Source organism: Streptomyces sp. NPDC040432 (genome assembly GCF_055595445.1).
In genome coordinates this window covers 25,675-40,109 of record NZ_JBVIVP010000036.1, presented here as the reverse complement: position 1 = coordinate 40,109, position 14,435 = coordinate 25,675, and the positions used below count along the sequence as shown (strand labels likewise).

The 14,435-nt window shown below is 70.0% G+C and carries 16 protein-coding genes and 2 pseudogenes; 6 read left to right on the top strand and 12 right to left on the bottom strand.

The window, feature by feature from the left end; genetic code table 11:
* The first annotated feature begins 9 nt into the window (after window positions 1-9).
* Window positions 10-1,500 carry an alpha/beta hydrolase gene (locus ACZ58N_RS37210; RefSeq protein WP_471169537.1) on the top strand — a complete coding sequence of 497 codons (1,491 nt, stop codon included), beginning with the start codon at window positions 10-12 and terminating at the stop codon, window positions 1,498-1,500.
* Window positions 1,501-1,895: 395 nt separating this feature from the next.
* Here the strand turns inward: ACZ58N_RS37210 and ACZ58N_RS37205 are convergent, their stop codons facing one another.
* Window positions 1,896-2,546: a DUF6461 domain-containing protein gene (locus ACZ58N_RS37205; protein WP_471169534.1), complete on the bottom strand. Its 651-nt coding sequence runs from the start codon at window positions 2,544-2,546 to the stop codon at window positions 1,896-1,898.
* A 167-nt stretch (window positions 2,547-2,713) separates the two neighbouring features.
* Here ACZ58N_RS37205 and bla point away from each other — a divergent pair.
* Window positions 2,714-3,331: pseudogene (gene bla / locus ACZ58N_RS37200) on the top strand (class A beta-lactamase); the annotation flags it as partial.
* A 152-nt stretch (window positions 3,332-3,483) separates the two neighbouring features.
* Here bla and ACZ58N_RS37195 read toward each other — a convergent pair.
* The 6 genes from ACZ58N_RS37195 to ACZ58N_RS37170 all read right to left on the bottom strand — a co-directional run bounded on the left by ACZ58N_RS37195 (window position 3,484) and on the right by ACZ58N_RS37170 (window position 6,709).
* The gene (locus tag ACZ58N_RS37195) at window positions 3,484-3,906 is read right to left on the bottom strand and encodes a hypothetical protein (RefSeq protein WP_471169532.1); all 423 of its coding nucleotides are present in this window, start codon (window positions 3,904-3,906) and stop codon (window positions 3,484-3,486) included.
* Between the two features lie 50 nt (window positions 3,907-3,956).
* Window positions 3,957-4,343, bottom strand: coding sequence for a hypothetical protein (locus tag ACZ58N_RS37190; protein WP_471169529.1), 387 nt, complete (start codon window positions 4,341-4,343; stop codon window positions 3,957-3,959).
* 290 nt (window positions 4,344-4,633) lie between these two features.
* Window positions 4,634-5,143 carry a GNAT family N-acetyltransferase gene (locus tag ACZ58N_RS37185; protein WP_471169526.1) on the bottom strand — a complete coding sequence of 170 codons (510 nt, stop codon included), beginning with the start codon at window positions 5,141-5,143 and terminating at the stop codon, window positions 4,634-4,636.
* The gene (locus tag ACZ58N_RS37180) at window positions 5,140-5,559 is read right to left on the bottom strand and encodes an arsenate reductase ArsC (protein ID WP_471169524.1); all 420 of its coding nucleotides are present in this window, start codon (window positions 5,557-5,559) and stop codon (window positions 5,140-5,142) included. The genes ACZ58N_RS37185 and ACZ58N_RS37180 overlap by 4 nt, the downstream gene beginning before the upstream one ends.
* Complete coding sequence (locus ACZ58N_RS37175; protein ID WP_471169521.1) at window positions 5,559-6,332, bottom strand: aquaporin; 774 nt, start codon at window positions 6,330-6,332, stop codon at window positions 5,559-5,561. Before ACZ58N_RS37175 ends, ACZ58N_RS37180 begins: the two co-directional genes overlap by 1 nt.
* Window positions 6,329-6,709 (bottom strand): ArsR/SmtB family transcription factor, encoded by a 381-nt coding sequence (locus tag ACZ58N_RS37170; RefSeq protein ID WP_471169518.1) that lies wholly within the window; start codon window positions 6,707-6,709, stop codon window positions 6,329-6,331. The genes ACZ58N_RS37175 and ACZ58N_RS37170 overlap by 4 nt, the downstream gene beginning before the upstream one ends.
* Before the next feature lie 86 nt (window positions 6,710-6,795).
* Between ACZ58N_RS37170 and ACZ58N_RS37165 the strand changes: the two genes are divergently transcribed.
* Both ACZ58N_RS37165 and ACZ58N_RS37160 read left to right on the top strand, forming a co-directional pair.
* Window positions 6,796-7,269, top strand: a complete 474-nt coding sequence (locus tag ACZ58N_RS37165; protein ID WP_471169516.1) for an ArsI/CadI family heavy metal resistance metalloenzyme — start codon at window positions 6,796-6,798, stop codon at window positions 7,267-7,269.
* A gap of 215 nt (window positions 7,270-7,484) precedes the next feature.
* Complete coding sequence (locus tag ACZ58N_RS37160) at window positions 7,485-8,297, top strand: aldo/keto reductase (protein WP_471169513.1); 813 nt, start codon at window positions 7,485-7,487, stop codon at window positions 8,295-8,297.
* Window positions 8,298-8,444: 147 nt separating this feature from the next.
* Here the strand turns inward: ACZ58N_RS37160 and ACZ58N_RS37155 are convergent, their stop codons facing one another.
* The gene (locus tag ACZ58N_RS37155) at window positions 8,445-9,191 is read right to left on the bottom strand and encodes an AraC family transcriptional regulator (RefSeq protein WP_471169510.1); all 747 of its coding nucleotides are present in this window, start codon (window positions 9,189-9,191) and stop codon (window positions 8,445-8,447) included.
* A 52-nt stretch (window positions 9,192-9,243) separates the two neighbouring features.
* On the opposite strand from ACZ58N_RS37155, the gene ACZ58N_RS37150 reads away from it, so the two are divergent.
* The gene (locus ACZ58N_RS37150; RefSeq protein WP_471169507.1) at window positions 9,244-10,431 is read left to right on the top strand and encodes an MFS transporter; all 1,188 of its coding nucleotides are present in this window, start codon (window positions 9,244-9,246) and stop codon (window positions 10,429-10,431) included.
* A gap of 206 nt (window positions 10,432-10,637) precedes the next feature.
* Here ACZ58N_RS37150 and ACZ58N_RS37145 read toward each other — a convergent pair whose 3' ends face one another.
* Complete coding sequence (locus ACZ58N_RS37145; RefSeq protein WP_471169504.1) at window positions 10,638-10,811, bottom strand: CsbD family protein; 174 nt, start codon at window positions 10,809-10,811, stop codon at window positions 10,638-10,640.
* A 145-nt stretch (window positions 10,812-10,956) separates the two neighbouring features.
* Here ACZ58N_RS37145 and ACZ58N_RS37140 point away from each other — a divergent pair, with 145 nt between their 5' ends.
* Window positions 10,957-11,427, top strand: coding sequence for a hypothetical protein (locus tag ACZ58N_RS37140; RefSeq protein WP_471169502.1), 471 nt, complete (start codon window positions 10,957-10,959; stop codon window positions 11,425-11,427).
* Window positions 11,428-11,690: 263 nt separating this feature from the next.
* Here the strand turns inward: ACZ58N_RS37140 and ACZ58N_RS37135 are convergent, their stop codons facing one another.
* From ACZ58N_RS37135 to ACZ58N_RS37125, 3 genes and pseudogenes are all read right to left on the bottom strand, one after another.
* Window positions 11,691-12,974 (bottom strand): APC family permease, encoded by a 1,284-nt coding sequence (locus ACZ58N_RS37135; RefSeq protein WP_471169499.1) that lies wholly within the window; start codon window positions 12,972-12,974, stop codon window positions 11,691-11,693.
* Between the two features lie 109 nt (window positions 12,975-13,083).
* Window positions 13,084-13,435: pseudogene (locus ACZ58N_RS37130) on the bottom strand (arsenate reductase/protein-tyrosine-phosphatase family protein).
* 248 nt (window positions 13,436-13,683) lie between these two features.
* Window positions 13,684-14,289, bottom strand: a complete 606-nt coding sequence (locus ACZ58N_RS37125; RefSeq protein WP_471169496.1) for a dihydrofolate reductase family protein — start codon at window positions 14,287-14,289, stop codon at window positions 13,684-13,686.
* Window positions 14,290-14,435: the final 146 nt, after the last annotated feature.

The following is a 14,435-nucleotide window of genomic DNA, read 5'->3' as shown; positions in this document are numbered from 1 at the left end:
TTCACACCCATGGACCAGAACCAGCACCTTCGGGTCACGGCGGCCGCCGGTGTGGCCGGCGAGTTACCCGATCACGTCACCCAGGACGCCGTCGTGATCGTCCCCGGCATCATGGGAAGCGAACTGTTCGACACCCACCTCGACAAACACCTGTGGGGCTTGGCAGGAATCTCCTGGCTGCGCAGGGCCTGGACCAGCCCCAAGGGCCTTGAGGGCCTGCGCATGACCGACGAGGAACTCGACGGCAAGCACACCCGGATCAAGGCGACCGGCCTGCTCAAGCACACGGCCTGGACGCCCTACCTCGCGGGCTCCGAGCCCTACACCGACCTCGTGGAAACCGTCGGGACGAGTGTCGCCGACCCCGCCGCCGTACTGGAATTCGCGTACGACTGGCGTCTGCCCGTCGCGGTCAACGCCCGTCTCCTGGCAGCGGCGGCACGCGAGCACCTGACGTCCTGGCGCCTGCACCCCGCCCACGACGCCGCTCGCCGGCACCGCGTCGACGAACGCGAGGCCCGACTCGTCTTCGTCTCCCATTCCATGGGCGGGCTCGTGACCCGTGCGGCGCTCGACGACCGGTACGACAGCGACCTCCGGGGCGACACCCGCGGCGTCATCACCCTGGGCACCCCCTTCCACGGAGCGGTCAAGGCGGCGGTCATCCTCAACACCGGCCGCGGAACACCCGTACCGCTCCCCCACCGCCGGCTCCGCGCCATCTGCGCGGACATGCCCGGCCTCCACGACCTGCTGCCCCAGTACAAGAGCCTGCGCAGCAACGGGGACGTCCGCCACCTGACGCCCGGCGACATCACGTCCATCGGCGGAAACGCGGAACTCGCCCGCAACGCGGCCCGCTTCCACCACGGCCAGAAGTCGATCGCCCTGCCCGATCACCGCTCCGTCGTCGGCATCAACCAACCCACCTGGCAGAACCTGACCATCCGTGACGGACAGGTCGAAGCACACCTCGACGGCGCCCGGGCCCACACCGACGGCACGTTCATCCGCGACGACAACAAGAACATCAAGTTCTTCCACGTCCACGGCGACGGCACCGTCTACAAGGAATCGGCCGACATCGCCCCCGCCGTCACCACGCTCCCCCTCCAGCACGGCGACGTCGCCAAGGCCGGAACGGCCCTCGACGCCATCACCGAAATCCTCCGCGAGGACGCCCACATGGGCCCGCCACTGGGCGAAGCCGGATGCGGCCTGACCGCACCCGACCTCGTCGAAGCCGGCCGTCCGTGGAAGCTCACGCTCAGCGGCCTCGACTCCCTCGCCGGCACCACCTGCCTCCTCACCAATCTCGAAGACGCCAAGGACCAGCAAAAACTGACCCTGAGCTGGGACGACGGCCAGGCCAGTGCCCTCGCGACCGTGACGACCCCGGGCCTCTACCGCGTCGCGATCCGCACCCCCGACGGCTTCACCGTCACCCAGCTCGTCATGGCCGACGAGCCCGAGCGGCGTGCGGAGGAGAGCCCGGAGTAGGTATCGCGGCGAATCCCGGACTTGGGCGTGGGGCGGCGGCGGCCCGTCACCGAGCTCCGCCGACTCCTCGTCGTCGCCGAACGCGACCTGACCAGCTTCCTCGCGCTCGCAGCCGGCCGGGCCACCAGGGCACCTACCCGACCGCGCCCACTCCGTCGCAGCGGTGCTCGCGCGCCCCTTCGATCTCCCCGCACCAGCCGTCCCGTCCAAGTGGTAGACGCCTTGGCTTTCTACTCCGACACGTCGAAACGGAGCGGCACGAGACCACAAGATCAGTGCCGGACGGGGAAGTGTCAGTGGTTGCCGACACCGCGTATGTCAGAACTGATCTCGTCGCAGTCCTGATACACGTCCGCTTGCCGTGCGCGTCCGAAAATGTCGATGGTGACGTTCTGTCACTCATCGACGGATTCCTCCGGGACTACCCCCAGCTGGTATTCGGAGTCCTTCAGCAGTTGCGCGGTCACCCGAACGCCGGTGAGATGCTCCGCAAGCGCCATGACCGCCGCCTTCGTGTCGATGCTCGGATCCGTATCCCCTGCCGGGTTGAGGCCGACCTCACCCATCAAGCCGGTCAGTTCATCGGGCGTGGCACCAGTCCGGTCCGCCGGCCGTTCGAAGGTGGTCCGCAGCTCGCCGTCTTCGTACCAGTGGAAGAAGTCCATGGGCTTCCCACCGTTGCTCGAATGCGAGACAGCACGCGTCCCGACGGACAATGCCTCCATCAGGCGCGGGCGCGTGCCCAGGTCGCCTCCGAACTCCAGGGCGAGCGTCCACTCGCCGCCGTCGCCCGGCACGGTGAACGCTCCCGTAAGGAAGGCATCGGGCCACTCCTCGGACTCATCAAGGAACTCCTGCTGCTCGAAGATGAGATCGCTGAGCCCCTCGCACTCCTCATCGCGCGGCTCGGCTCCCACAATCCGGAACAATGCCGAAGGCGAGACCCCTCGCACCAGCGTCAGGGTGTACCCGACCTCCAACCCGTAGGCGAACGGCGAGGCGGGGGAACGTATCCAGCCGTAGTCGGCTGCGGTGGCGGAAGTCATGAAGCGCATCCTGTCATCGCCCACTGACACCGGATGTGTCGGCCGGCACCGGAAGCGTCAGTCGTCCGTGCGGCCGTCGTTGGTCTCGGCATCGCCGCCGCGCGGCTCGGAGGGCCTGGTTTCTCCTGCGGTGCGTGCGCAGAGGACGGGGGCGGCCCCCTTCGTGGCACGCGTTGAGCGGCATGGACACGGTGATCAAGTACTCCCGGAGCGATCTCATCGACCACTCGCCGATCACCGAGAAGCATGTCGACACCGGAATGACCCTGCGTGACCTGTGCGACGCGGCCGTCCGCCACAGCGACAACACCGCGGCCAACCTCTTGTTCGACGCACTGGGCGGACCGGAGGGCCTGGCCGACGCTCTCGCAGCGACAGGTGACACCACCACCAAGGTGGAACGCCGCGAGCCGGAACTGAACCAGTGGTCGCCCGGTTCCACACAGGACACCACCACGCCCCGCGCGTGGGCCGCAGACCTGCGGACCTTCGTTCTCGGGGACGCCTTGGGCAAGGACGAACGCGAACAGCTCACCCAGTGGCTGCGGACCAACACCACCGGAGACGAACTCATCAGGGCCGGAGTGCCCAAGGGATGGGACGTCGGGGACAAGACCGGCGGTGGCGGTGTCTACGCGGTCCGCAACGACATCGCCGTCGTCTGGCCCCCGGACGCCGCACCCATCGTCATGGCGATCATGTCCAACCGCGGCACCAAGGACGCCGACTACGACAACAAGCTGATCGCCGAAGCGGCATCCGTGGTCACCAGGACACTGTCGTAGCAGAACAACTGGACAGCACGCACCGAGCGGCGACGCGGACTGCTCCTGGACGAGGAGGCGTACGTCCTGGATCCGTGCAGCGCCTGGCCCAAGGGGCTGCCACACCTCGAAGCCCGAGCCGGTATGCACGATCAACGGAGCCGTCACACACCTCACGGCACAGTGGGCGGGACCCGCCCCGGCACCCCCGGAGTGGGTCCCGCCCGTCCTGTGACGTTCGGTTCCGCTCCGCTCAGTGCACGGGCTGCCAATCGCCGAAGGTCTCGTCGAGCCGCGGACGCTGCGGGTCCTCCCAGACCAGGCACCCGTACACGATCCCGGGCGCCCATCGAGCCCATCGAGCCCGCCGGGCCGTCGGCGAGCGTACGGCCGACGGACTCCAGGTATGCGGCGAGCGACGGGTACAACGGGTCCTCCATGAGCATGCCCTCGTAGCTGCTCCAAGTGCCCAGGCCCGTGGCCGACAGGTACAGCCCGGCGTCGGTCGCGTCCCCGTAGTTGCCGACCGGAGCGGCCCACCGCGCGCCGTCCCAGTAGGCGCCGGTGCTGATCGTGGAATCGGACTCGACGAGCATCCCGGGTCGGCGTCCCGGAGTGCTTCACGCCGGGTCATCCGGCATCGCGGCTACGCCACTCCAACGCTCCCGGAGGGCTCCAGCGCTTCGGCGGCGTCGACGCTTTCGGTGGGGCGGGTCTGTCGCTTCAGCCGCATGCGGCTCTCCACCAGGGTGTCGACGGAGACGCTCTTCCAGTGAGGGTGGTCGACCACCTTGATCGACAGCTCCCGGATCTCGGCCCACATGCGGTCGACCTTCGCCTTCTGCTCATCGGTCCACCCCGGGCTGTCGGGGACGTCCCCGCGATGGGAGTAGCGCTCACCGCGAGCCCAGCCCTTCATGGGCTCCACGCTCCACGGCAGGGCCGCCAGCTCGACACGGTGCTCGGCGTGGGCGCGGTGGAGGCGCTCCTGCAGCTGCAGGAGGTCATCGGGGAAGGAGCTCTCGGCGGTCACCCCAGAATCGTAATTCTGTTCGATTACAAAAGGGAAGTCGACGCTCCGCTTGATGCCCCGTTCGGCAGACCGATCGGGCTGACAGCACGCTCGCGGTCCGTCGGGATGGTGCCGACCGTGGATCGGGTAGACGCCAAGCACCGGAAGAGGGGGCGACTGAAGGAGGTGGCGGCCGTGGCGCGTCCCTCTGGGCCGGAAACTTGTCGTTCGGGCCGGTCAGTTCTCTGAACTAGGCCCACCGGCAGGAGCGGCCGCCCGAGACTGGCCAGCCCGAAAGCGTGCGGCGCCCTTCAGGTGATCTGGGGACTGCGGCGTTCGACGAGGACGACGTCGCGCCACGTCCCGCGGTGTCGGCCGATGCGTTCGCGGGTGCCGATGACGCGAAACCCGGCGCGCTGGTGCAGGGCAAGGCTCGCGGTGTTCTCCGGGAAGATGCCTGACTGCACCGTCCAGGTGCCCGCAGCGTCCGTGGATGCGAGCAGGGCGTTCAGCACGACGAGGCCAACCCCGCGGCCCCGGGCGTCGGGGTGGACGTAGACGGAGTGCTCAACGACTCCGGCGTAGGCGCACCGGTCGGAGACCGGTGCGACGGCGACCCAGCCCAGGACCCGGCCGGCACCGTCGAGGGCGACCAGGCGGTGGGCGGGCAGCTTGGCCGTGTCGAACGCCTCCCAGGTGGGGGCGGTGGTCTCAAAAGTGGCGTTGCCCTCGTCGATGCCCAGCTGGTAGATCGCCAGGACCTGTTCGGCGTGCTCCGGCCGAAGGGGCTCGACGTGTACCCCTGGCTTCGCCCAGGTCATTCGGCGGGCCCGATGCCGAGTTCGGTGAGCAGGCCGCGGATGCGGTGTTCGATCTCGTTGCGGATCGGCCGGACGGCGGCGACGCCCTGGCCGGCCGGGTCCTCCAGCTGCCAGTCGAGGTACCGCTTGCCGGGGAAGTACGGGCAGGCGTCGCCGCACCCCATGGTGATCACCACGTCGGAGGACTGCACGGCCTCGGTGGTCAGCACCTTCGGGATCTCGGCGGAGATGTCGATGCCCACCTCGCTCATCGCCTCGACCACGGCCGCGTTGACCGTGGTCGAAGGGGCGGATCCGGCCGAGCGGACCTGGACCCGGTCGCCGCCGAGGTGCGTGAGGAAGGCGGCGGCCATCTGGGACCGGCCGGCGTTGTGCACGCAGACGAACAGCACGGAAGGAACAGCGGAAGTACTCATCAGGCCAGGGCGCTTTCTTCGGTGGTGCGGGCGGTGGGCTGCTGCCTGCCGTGAGGGACGGCGGACTCGTCCTCGTCTGCGGGGGTCGGGCGGCCGAAGCAGAGGGCGACCAGGCCGAGACCGGCGGCGGCGCCGACGAGCTGGGCGGCGATGAACGGCAGCACGGAGGCGGGGGCGATCCCGGCGAAGGTGTCGGTGAACGCGCGGCCGATGGTGACGGCCGGGTTGGCGAAGGATGTGGAGGAGGTGAACCAGTACGCCGCGCCGATGTAGGCGGCGACCAGCGGCGGCGCCAACTGGGCGCGGCCGGCGCGGGTCAGGCCGAAGATGAGCCAGACCAGCCCGGCGGTGGCTACCGCCTCGCCCAACCACAGCCGGCCGGAGAACCGGTCGTGGCCGGAGAAGTCGATGAGCGGCTTGCCGAACATGGCGTCGGCCAGCACTGCGCCGGCGATGGCTCCGGCGACCTGGGCGGGCACGTAGGCGGCGACGTCGCGCAGGGCGGGGCCGGTGCCGGTGCCGGTGCGCCAGCCAGTGAACCATGCGGCGAGGGTGACCGCGGGGTTGAAGTGCGCCCCCGACACCGAACCGAGCAGGGCTATCAGCACACCGAGACCGAAGACGGTGGCCAGGGAGTTGGCCAGCAGCTGAGTTCCGGCATCGCGGGTCAGGTCGGTGGCCTGGATGCCGGAGCCGACGACTACCGCGACCAGCGCGGCCGTGCCCAGGGCCTCGACCGTCGCCCGCCGCAGCAGCGGGGCCGGTGCGCTCATGCCGGGGCCTTCGCGGAAACGGCGGGGATCTCCAGCAGCGCGGAGAGCTTGGCCAGGGCCTCGGGGAGCACCCAGTAGTACACCCAGGTCCCGCGTCGCTCGGAGCCCACCAGCCCGGTCTCGCGCAGCACCTTCAGGTGGTGGGAGATCGTCGGCTGGGAGACGTCGAAGGGGCCGGTCAGGTCGCACACGCACGCCTCGCCGCCCTCGTGGGAGGCGATCAGGGACAGTAGTCGCAGCCGGATCGGGTCCGACAGCGCCTTGAACATCCGCGACAACTCGGCCGCAGCCTCCTCGCCGAGCGGCTCGCGGACCATCGGCGCGCAGCACGCCGCATCGTCCTGCCCGAGCACCGGCAGACCAGCTTGTTTCGACATTCCTCAATATTGACAGCCGTCGAACCCGGTGGCAAGGTCGGCTGTATCGACAGACGTCGAAATAACCCGTACAAGGGGAGACCGCCATGTCCCGTGTTCAGCTCGCGCTCAACGTCGCCGACCTAGAAGCGTCGGTGGCCTTCTACTCCAGGCTCTTCGGCGTCGAGCCCTCCAAGCGCCGTCCCGGTTACGCGAACTTCGCCATCGCCGAGCCCCCGCTCAAGCTCGTCCTCATCGAGGGCGAGCCGGGGCAGGCCACCCGCCTGGACCACCTCGGCGTGGAGGTCGCCTCCACCGAGGAGGTTGGCGCCGCCACGACCCGCCTGAAGGAGGCCGGCCTGGCCACCTTCGAGGAGAACGACACCTCCTGCTGCTACGCCCTGCAGGACAAGGTGTGGGTGACCGGCCCCGGCAAGGAGCCGTGGGAGGTCTACGTCGTCAAGGCCGACGCCGACCAGCTGGGCAAGAGCCCCCTCGCCGACGGCGACGCCTGCTGTACCGGACAGAAGCAGAGCACCGAGCCCGCGTCGGCCGCATCGGGCTGCGCCTGCGGCAGCTGAACAGGCCGCCGCGTCCGCTTCACCTCGTCCTGGCGGCGGCGGCCCGACCCGCGTCCTGAACTCCGGCTCGGGCCAAGCAGGGCACTGGCCGTAGCTGCGGCAGCGGGCCCAGGCCTTGCGTCGGCGACCGCCGGTGTGCGCGAGAGTGTCGGCGAGCTGGTCGTCACGTCCACGGCGCACCGCCCCCGTACGACGTCGAGGTACCCAGGTCGACCATGTTTCACATCGGTGGGGATCTGGCTGTACGGCGGCTCGGGTTCGGAGCCATGCGGCTTCCGAGTGAGCCGGGGCCAACCCGCGAGGCATCTCTCGCCCTCGCCCGGCGGGCCGTCGAGTTGGGCGTCACCCTGATCGATACCGCCCACATGTACGGCTGGGGAGCCAACGAGGAGCTGCTCGCCGAGGCCTTGTACCCCTATGCGGAGGGGCTGGTCATCACCACCAAGGTCGGTATCGCGCGATCGGCCACCTCGGCCGGATGGCAGCACGATGCCCGGCCTGAGAGCCTGCGCGGTCAGGTGGAACACGCCCTCCGGCGGCTGCGCGTCGAACGAATCGAGCTGCTCCAGCTGCACCGCGTCGATCCGAATGTCCCCCTGGCGGAACAGCTCGGCGCACTGCGGGAACTCCAGGCCGAGGGCAAGGTCGGACGGATCGGACTGTCCGAGGTCACCGTCACGGAACTGGAGGAGGCGCGGAAGGTCGTCGACATCGCGAGCGTGCAGAATCGATACAGCGTGCTCGACCGTGAGCACGAGCCGGTGCTGGCCGCGTGCGAAGCGGCGGGGATGGCGTTTCTGCCGTGGCGGCCGGTCGCCTCAGCGGCCTCGGCCGAAATCGCCCGCGTGGCCGCGGAACTCGACGCCACCCCGGCACAGGTCTCGCTCGCGTGGCTCCTCCACCACTCCCCGGTCGTTCTCCCGATCCCGGGCACCGCTCGAATCGAACACCTGGAGGTGAATCTCGCTGCGACGCATCTCTCCCTGGACCCGGACCGCCTTGAAGTCCTCGACCGGTTGGCCGAGTAGGACGCCGGCTGATCACTCCTACGGAATCCGTGCCGGAACCAAGTCGAACCGTCGATGCCGCTCCTCTCCCCCGCTCCTCTCCCCCGCTCCACAGCCCAAGCACCTCAGCCCAGCCGGCTCGCCACAGCTCGGCGACCGGTTCCCGCGTCACATGGTGGGACGGGAACCGGGAGTGTGGCCGAAGGTGCGGCGGAAGACGTCGATGAAGGTGCTGGCGGATGACCATCCGCAGCGGTGGGCGACCGTCGTGACGGGGGTCTCGTCGGCCAGGAGGATCAGGGCGTGGTGGAGCCTGAGCTGAGTGCGCCACTGCGGGTAGGTGAGGCCGAGGTCGGCGCGCAGGCGGCGCGAAAGGGTGCGGGCGCTGGTACCGATGAGGCGTCCGAGGTCGTCCAGGGAGCGGTTGTCGGCTGGGTCGGCGCGCAGGATGTCGTGGAGTTCGCGCAGCAGGGGGTCGGTGGGGATCGGCAGGTGCAGGGGTTGTTCCGGGGAGCGGGCGAGTTGGTCGAGCATGACGGCGCGCAGCCGTAGGCGGGGTGCGCTGTCGTTGTCGGGGTCTCGGGTGTAGGCGACGATGAGTTCGCGCAGGAGGGGGCTGACGGCGAGGACGGCCGGTTCGTCGAGGCGTAAGGGGTTCTCGTGCGTGGGCAGGCCGATGAGGTGGAGATCCAGTTCGCCGTGCGCCTGGTGTTGGTGGACGGTGCCGGCCGGGATCCAGAGGGCGCGGGTGGCGGGGGCGATCCATGAGCCGGCGTCGGTGGTGACTGCGATGGCGCCCCTGCCGGCGTGGACGACCTGGTGATCGTCGTGCCGGTGCGCCTCGATCTCGCCGCCGGCCGCGAGACGCTGGGTTCGGGTGGGGGCAACGGGTTCGTGGCGGATTTTCTGGATCATCCGTCAGTTTATCGAAAGCGCGACAGGGTGTGCCTCTCGCAGCATGGGGTGAATGCGAAGGAACACATCGATCTCCCTGCTGGCCGTGAGCCATGCCTGCGTTGACATCTACCAGGGCGCCGTCGCGGCGCTGATTCCGTTCTTCGTGGCCGAACGGGACTACACCTACGCGGTCGTCTCCGGCATCGTGCTGGCCGCGTCCCTGCTGTCGTCGGTGGCCCAGCCGGTGTTCGGCGTCCTCACCGACCGGTGGGCGATGCCGTGGCTGCTGCCGGTCAGCACCCTGCTGGGAGGGGTGGGCATCGGGCTGAGCGGATTGAGCGGTTCCTACGGGCTCACCCTGTTCTTCATCGCCATCTCGGGCGTCGGCGTGGCCGCCTATCACCCGGAATCCGCCCGCGTGGCCCGGCTGGCCAGTGCGGGCAGTCACAGCGCGATGGGCTGGTTCTCCCTCGGCGGGAACGTCGGCTTCGCACTCGCCCCGCTCATGGTGGCGGCCGTGATCGGGCACGGATCCCTCAGCTGGACACCGGTCCTCGTCCTCCCGGCGCTCGTCGGCGTCACCCTGTGCGTACCCGTCCTGCGGATGCTCGCCCGACCTGAGGTCGGCTCGACGAGGACCCGGGCGCCCCGCAGTGCCGACGACGTGGCTTCGTTCGTGAAGCTGTCCCTGGCGGTCGTCTTCCGATCCATCGTCTTCATAGGCCTCAGTACGTTCATCTCCCTCTACGCCCGGCAACGCGTGCAGGACAGCACCACCGCAGGAACCACCGCCCTGTTCCTCCTGTTCCTGGGCGGCGCGGTCGGCTCGGTCCTGGGCGGATCCCTGGCCAACCGCTACGACCGCGTCCGAGTCGCCCGCTGGTCGTACCTGCTCTCGATCGTCGCCGTCGCCGGAGTGATCCATGTGCCGGGCCCGGCCATGTTCCTCTTCGTGGCCCTCGCCTCGGCCGGCCTGTACGTCCCGTTCTCGCTCCAGGTGACCCTCGGCCAGGACTACTTGCCCTCCCGCATCGGCACCGCCGGCGGCATCACTCTCGGCCTCACCGTCAGTATCGGCGGCCTCATGAGTCCCCTGTGGGGACACCTCGCCGACACCACCTCCCTCAAGGTCGCCCTCACTCCCCTGATCGCCATGCCCGCCCTGAGCTGGCTCCTCTTCCGCACCCTGCCCGAACCCACCACCCCCGTGCTCGAAACCGCCACACCCGTACCCGCGCCCGTACGGCAGGACACGTAGAACTGCCCGCGGAGAGCGGCGTGAGTGGGTGCGCGTGTACGGCGAACGAGCGGTGGTCGGCGCAGCTTTCGTCTCAGCCCTGGGGCCTGGTCGGCCGACGAGTGGGTGGCCGGGCGGCGGACGGGTTGGGGGTGGACGCGGCTGAGCCCCGGCCCGGGGGGAGAGGGCCGGGACTCAGCCGGTCTGTGGGGTGTTCGCCCGTCAGGTCAGTGGCGGAAGGCGTCCTTGATGTCTTCCTTGGCGTGCCGCGCCTTGCCCTTGGCCTGGTCGGCCCGGCCCTCGGCGGTCATCCGCTCGTTGCCCACGGCCCGTCCGACGGTCTCCTCGACCTTGCCCTTGACCGTCTCGACGTGCGCCTTGCTCTTCTCCGTACCCGACATGGGGACCTCCTCGTGTAGTACCGGCTTGGTCGTGACGCTCTCCTGCTCCCGATCGCCACCGGCAAACCCCACGACGCGAAAGACGTTCCGGGTCCGGTCGACGGTCTGCGACGACGCATCCGGTCCGGTCCTGTGCGATGGGTTGGTGACGCAGCGGTCCGTCCACGACGGCCGATATCTGCGCGGGCCGCGGGCAGCCGCCGTTCGCGCAGTGTGTTCCTGCGGTTGGACGGGCGTCGAGCACCACCTGGACTGGACGGCGATCGGTATCCAGGAGCTCGTGGAGGCCGGTGATCCACAGGCGGACGCGTGCGTACGGGACTGGGACGAGCACACCGAGCAGGTCGAGGCGACCACCGTGCCCCTGCCGGATGCGGTCACCGGCTTGCCGGAACGGCTGGAGGAGGAGATCGAACGGCTGACGAGGACGTCGCCGGTCGCCGCTCTCCGTGCCGCCCGTCGGATGGAGGTCACCGCGGAACGCGTCGGCTACTGGGCGGCCCGCAGCACCCGCGCGGATCTGAGCACCGAGCGGGCCGCGGCGGCGCTGGGCCTGGACGAGAACGCCGCGCGCACCCTGCTGGCCCGCCTCGGCGGATGGAGCCCGTACGCCTGACCCGACGACGCGCGGCGCACGGCGCGGCACGAGGGCTGCCTGCGGCTTCCCGGTGCCAGCCGGGTGGAGGGACGGCGCGGTACCGGTGACGGGAGCTTTCGTACGGTCATCACGCCGGCGGACGGCCCGTCGGGCTGCGGCGTCCGACGGTGATGATCAGGGCTGATCAGGGGGTACGACGCCGATGCGTCACCGTCACGGGCGTCGCGCTCGATGAAGCGGGGCTGCAGCGGAGCACCTGCCGGTTGCCGATGATCGCGGGTTCACCGATCCGCAAGGCCGGGTTTGCCGGTCCTGGACCTCCGCAGCCTGTAAAGGACCGCGCCGAGGGCCAGGACCGCGACTCCGGGGGTCACGGTGCTCATGGGGAGTGCGAAGGCCAGGACGGCACAGCCGGCCAGGCCGACGACGGGGATGAGCCGGTTGGGCCGGTGCTCTTCCTCGCTGAGGGTGCAGGCGGAGGCGTTGGCGATGGCGTAGTAGACCAGCACTCCGAAGGAGGAGAAGCCGATCACACCGCGGACGTCGGTGGTCGCGGCGAGCAGGGCGACAACGGCTCCCACCGCCAGTTCCGCGTGGTGAGGGACGCCGAAGCGGGGGTGGACCGCGGCCAGGGCGCGGGGAAGGTGGCGGTCGCGCGCCATGGCCAGGGTGGTGCGCGAGACGCCGAGGATCAGGGCGAGCAGGGAGCCCAGGGCAGCGGCGGCGCCGCCCGCGCGGACGACGGGCTCCAGCCAATTCGCTCCCGCGGCCCGCACAGTGCTCGACAGTGGGGCGGCCGAAGCCGCCAGCTCGGCCGGGCCGAGCACTGTCAGGGTGGCGACGGCGATGAGGGCGTAGACGGCGAGGGTGGTGCCGAGGGCGATGGGGATGGCGAGCGGGATGGTGCGGGCGGGATCGCGGACCTCCTCGCCGAGGGTGGCGATGCGGGCGTATCCGGCGAAGGCGAAGAACAACAGCCCTGCGGCCTGGAGCACACCGCCGAGGGTGGCGTCCGGGCCGATGTCCAGCCGTGTGGTGTCCGCAGCCTCGGAGGTCAGTGCGGTGACGGCCACGGCGGCGAGCACGGTCAGGACGACCGCGACGATCACGCGGTTCAGGAGGGCGGACTTCTGCACGCCGGTGTAGTTGACCGCGGTCAGCGCCACGACGGCGGCCACGGCGACCGCGTGGGTCCGGTCGGGCCAGAGGTAGGCACCGACGGTCAGGGCCATGGCCGCACAGGAGGCGGTCTTGCCGACGACGAACGCCCAGCCGGCCAGGTAGCCCCAGAAGGGGCCCAGGCGTTCGCGGCCGTAGACGTAGGTGCCGCCCGACTGCGGGTAGAGGGCGGCCAGCCGTGCCGAGGACGTCGCGTTGCAGTACGCCACGACCGCCGCCAGGGCCAGCGCGAGCAGCAGTCCGGAACCGGCAGCCTGTGCAGCCGGGCCGAGCACCGCGAAGATCCCGGCTCCGATCATGGAGCCCAAGCCGATCACCACCGCATCGAATACCCCCAACCGGCGCTTCATCCCACCGGCGGCCCCCGGCGCGCTCCCCGCGTTCATCGTTCACTCCTTCTCGCAACGGTCTTCGGACCCGGCCGGCGCACCGTATCCGGGGAAGATGACGGGCCGGGGTCGCCGGCCGTGGCACCGGGTCCTGGTGTGGGTGGTGTCAGTGGGGCTGGAGTTGGGTGAGCAGGTCGCGGATACGGCGTTCGATCTCGTCCCGGATCGGGCGGTCCGCCTTGACGCCTTGTCCGGCGGGGTCGTCGGCGGGGGCGTCGAGTCTCCAGTCGAGGTAGCGCTTGCCGGGGAAGCGGACACGTGTCGCCACCACCCATGGTGACCACGACGTCGGATGCCTCAACGGCGCCCATGGTGCCGATTCTCCGGGTCCGGACGGATAGGTCGATGCCCACCTCAGCCATCGCGTCGACGGCGGCGGGATTGACCGTGACCGCCGGGGTCGACCCTGCGGAGCAGAACGATACTTGGGCGGGGTGGGTGAGGAAGGCGGCGGCCATCCGCGAACGTCGGGCGTTGTGGACGCACACGAACAGCACCGACGGCTTGGGCTGGAGACCGGACACAAGCGGAGGCTTCCGGGGAGACGGCAGGATCGGCTGCCGCTGCCGCCAAGCCTGTGATCACCGGCTTGGCGCCAATGGCGGTACCGCTGGTCCACCGAGGCCGTGTCAGGCCCTGCTCCGCACCCGCCGGCGCCGGCCCGGCCGCCGGCGCGGACGGCCGCCGGGCCGCGGACGGAGCGACGTCACGCAGGGACGCCGAGCGGCGGGTGATCGAGCACGCGGGGCTTGTACTCGACCAGCTGGATACGGCCGTCGAAGGTGCGGTGCTCGATCATTTCGAGGGCAACGTCCGGATAGCCGTCGTAGATGCGCTCCTCGCCCGTGGCCCCGGTGATCACCGGGAACATCACGACCCGGAAGCGGTCTACGAGCCCGGCTCGCAGCAAGGACCGGCACAGGCTGAGGCTGCCGATCGTGCTGAGGAGCCCCGCGCCACTCGACTTCATGGCGCGGACCGCCTCGACCGCGTCGTCGCGGACGAGCGTGGAGTTGGCCCACGTCAGCGGCTCTGTGAGCGAGGAGGAGAACACCACCTTGGACGCCTGCGTGAGCTCGTCCACGGACGCTTCTTCTTCGGGCCTGAACTCATCCTGGCCGGCCGGGACCTCGCCTGCGGCGAAGCCCGACATCAGGCGGTACGTGTTCGCTCCCATCAGGTAGGTGACCTCGGGCTGCTCGCCGAGCCACGCGAGGTACTCCGGGCCCTCAAGGCCCCAGAATCCGGGCCATCCCTCTCCCGACGCGTGGCCGTCGAGGGAGGTGATGAAGTCGACGAGAAGCTCCGACATGGCGGTGTCCTTTCCTGGGGTGTCACGAGCTTGGACCGGCGGGGAGCCACAAACTCATCGGCCGCGCGGTGAAGTGACGAGAAATCAGTGACTCCGACCAGGTGGACGGCCGACGCCACGCGAGGACCTCGACGTGCGAGCTCGAC

Coding starts and splice junctions, on each gene's coding strand:
- ACZ58N_RS37210 (WP_471169537.1), top strand. CDS start 10: ATGGACCAGAACCAGCACCTTCGGGTCACGGCGGCCGCCGGTGTGGCC.
- ACZ58N_RS37205 (WP_471169534.1), bottom strand. CDS start 2,546: ATGACTTCCGCCACCGCAGCCGACTACGGCTGGATACGTTCCCCCGCC.
- ACZ58N_RS37195 (WP_471169532.1), bottom strand. CDS start 3,906: ATGCTCGTCGAGTCCGATTCCACGATCAGCACCGGCGCCTACTGGGAC.
- ACZ58N_RS37185 (WP_471169526.1), bottom strand. CDS start 5,143: ATGACCTGGGCGAAGCCAGGGGTACACGTCGAGCCCCTTCGGCCGGAG.
- ACZ58N_RS37180 (WP_471169524.1), bottom strand. CDS start 5,559: ATGAGTACTTCCGCTGTTCCTTCCGTGCTGTTCGTCTGCGTGCACAAC.
- ACZ58N_RS37175 (WP_471169521.1), bottom strand. CDS start 6,332: ATGAGCGCACCGGCCCCGCTGCTGCGGCGGGCGACGGTCGAGGCCCTG.
- ACZ58N_RS37170 (WP_471169518.1), bottom strand. CDS start 6,709: ATGTCGAAACAAGCTGGTCTGCCGGTGCTCGGGCAGGACGATGCGGCG.
- ACZ58N_RS37165 (WP_471169516.1), top strand. CDS start 6,796: ATGTCCCGTGTTCAGCTCGCGCTCAACGTCGCCGACCTAGAAGCGTCG.
- ACZ58N_RS37160 (WP_471169513.1), top strand. CDS start 7,485: ATGTTTCACATCGGTGGGGATCTGGCTGTACGGCGGCTCGGGTTCGGA.
- ACZ58N_RS37155 (WP_471169510.1), bottom strand. CDS start 9,191: ATGATCCAGAAAATCCGCCACGAACCCGTTGCCCCCACCCGAACCCAG.
- ACZ58N_RS37150 (WP_471169507.1), top strand. CDS start 9,244: ATGCGAAGGAACACATCGATCTCCCTGCTGGCCGTGAGCCATGCCTGC.
- ACZ58N_RS37145 (WP_471169504.1), bottom strand. CDS start 10,811: ATGTCGGGTACGGAGAAGAGCAAGGCGCACGTCGAGACGGTCAAGGGC.
- ACZ58N_RS37135 (WP_471169499.1), bottom strand. CDS start 12,974: ATGAACGCGGGGAGCGCGCCGGGGGCCGCCGGTGGGATGAAGCGCCGG.
- ACZ58N_RS37125 (WP_471169496.1), bottom strand. CDS start 14,289: ATGTCGGAGCTTCTCGTCGACTTCATCACCTCCCTCGACGGCCACGCG.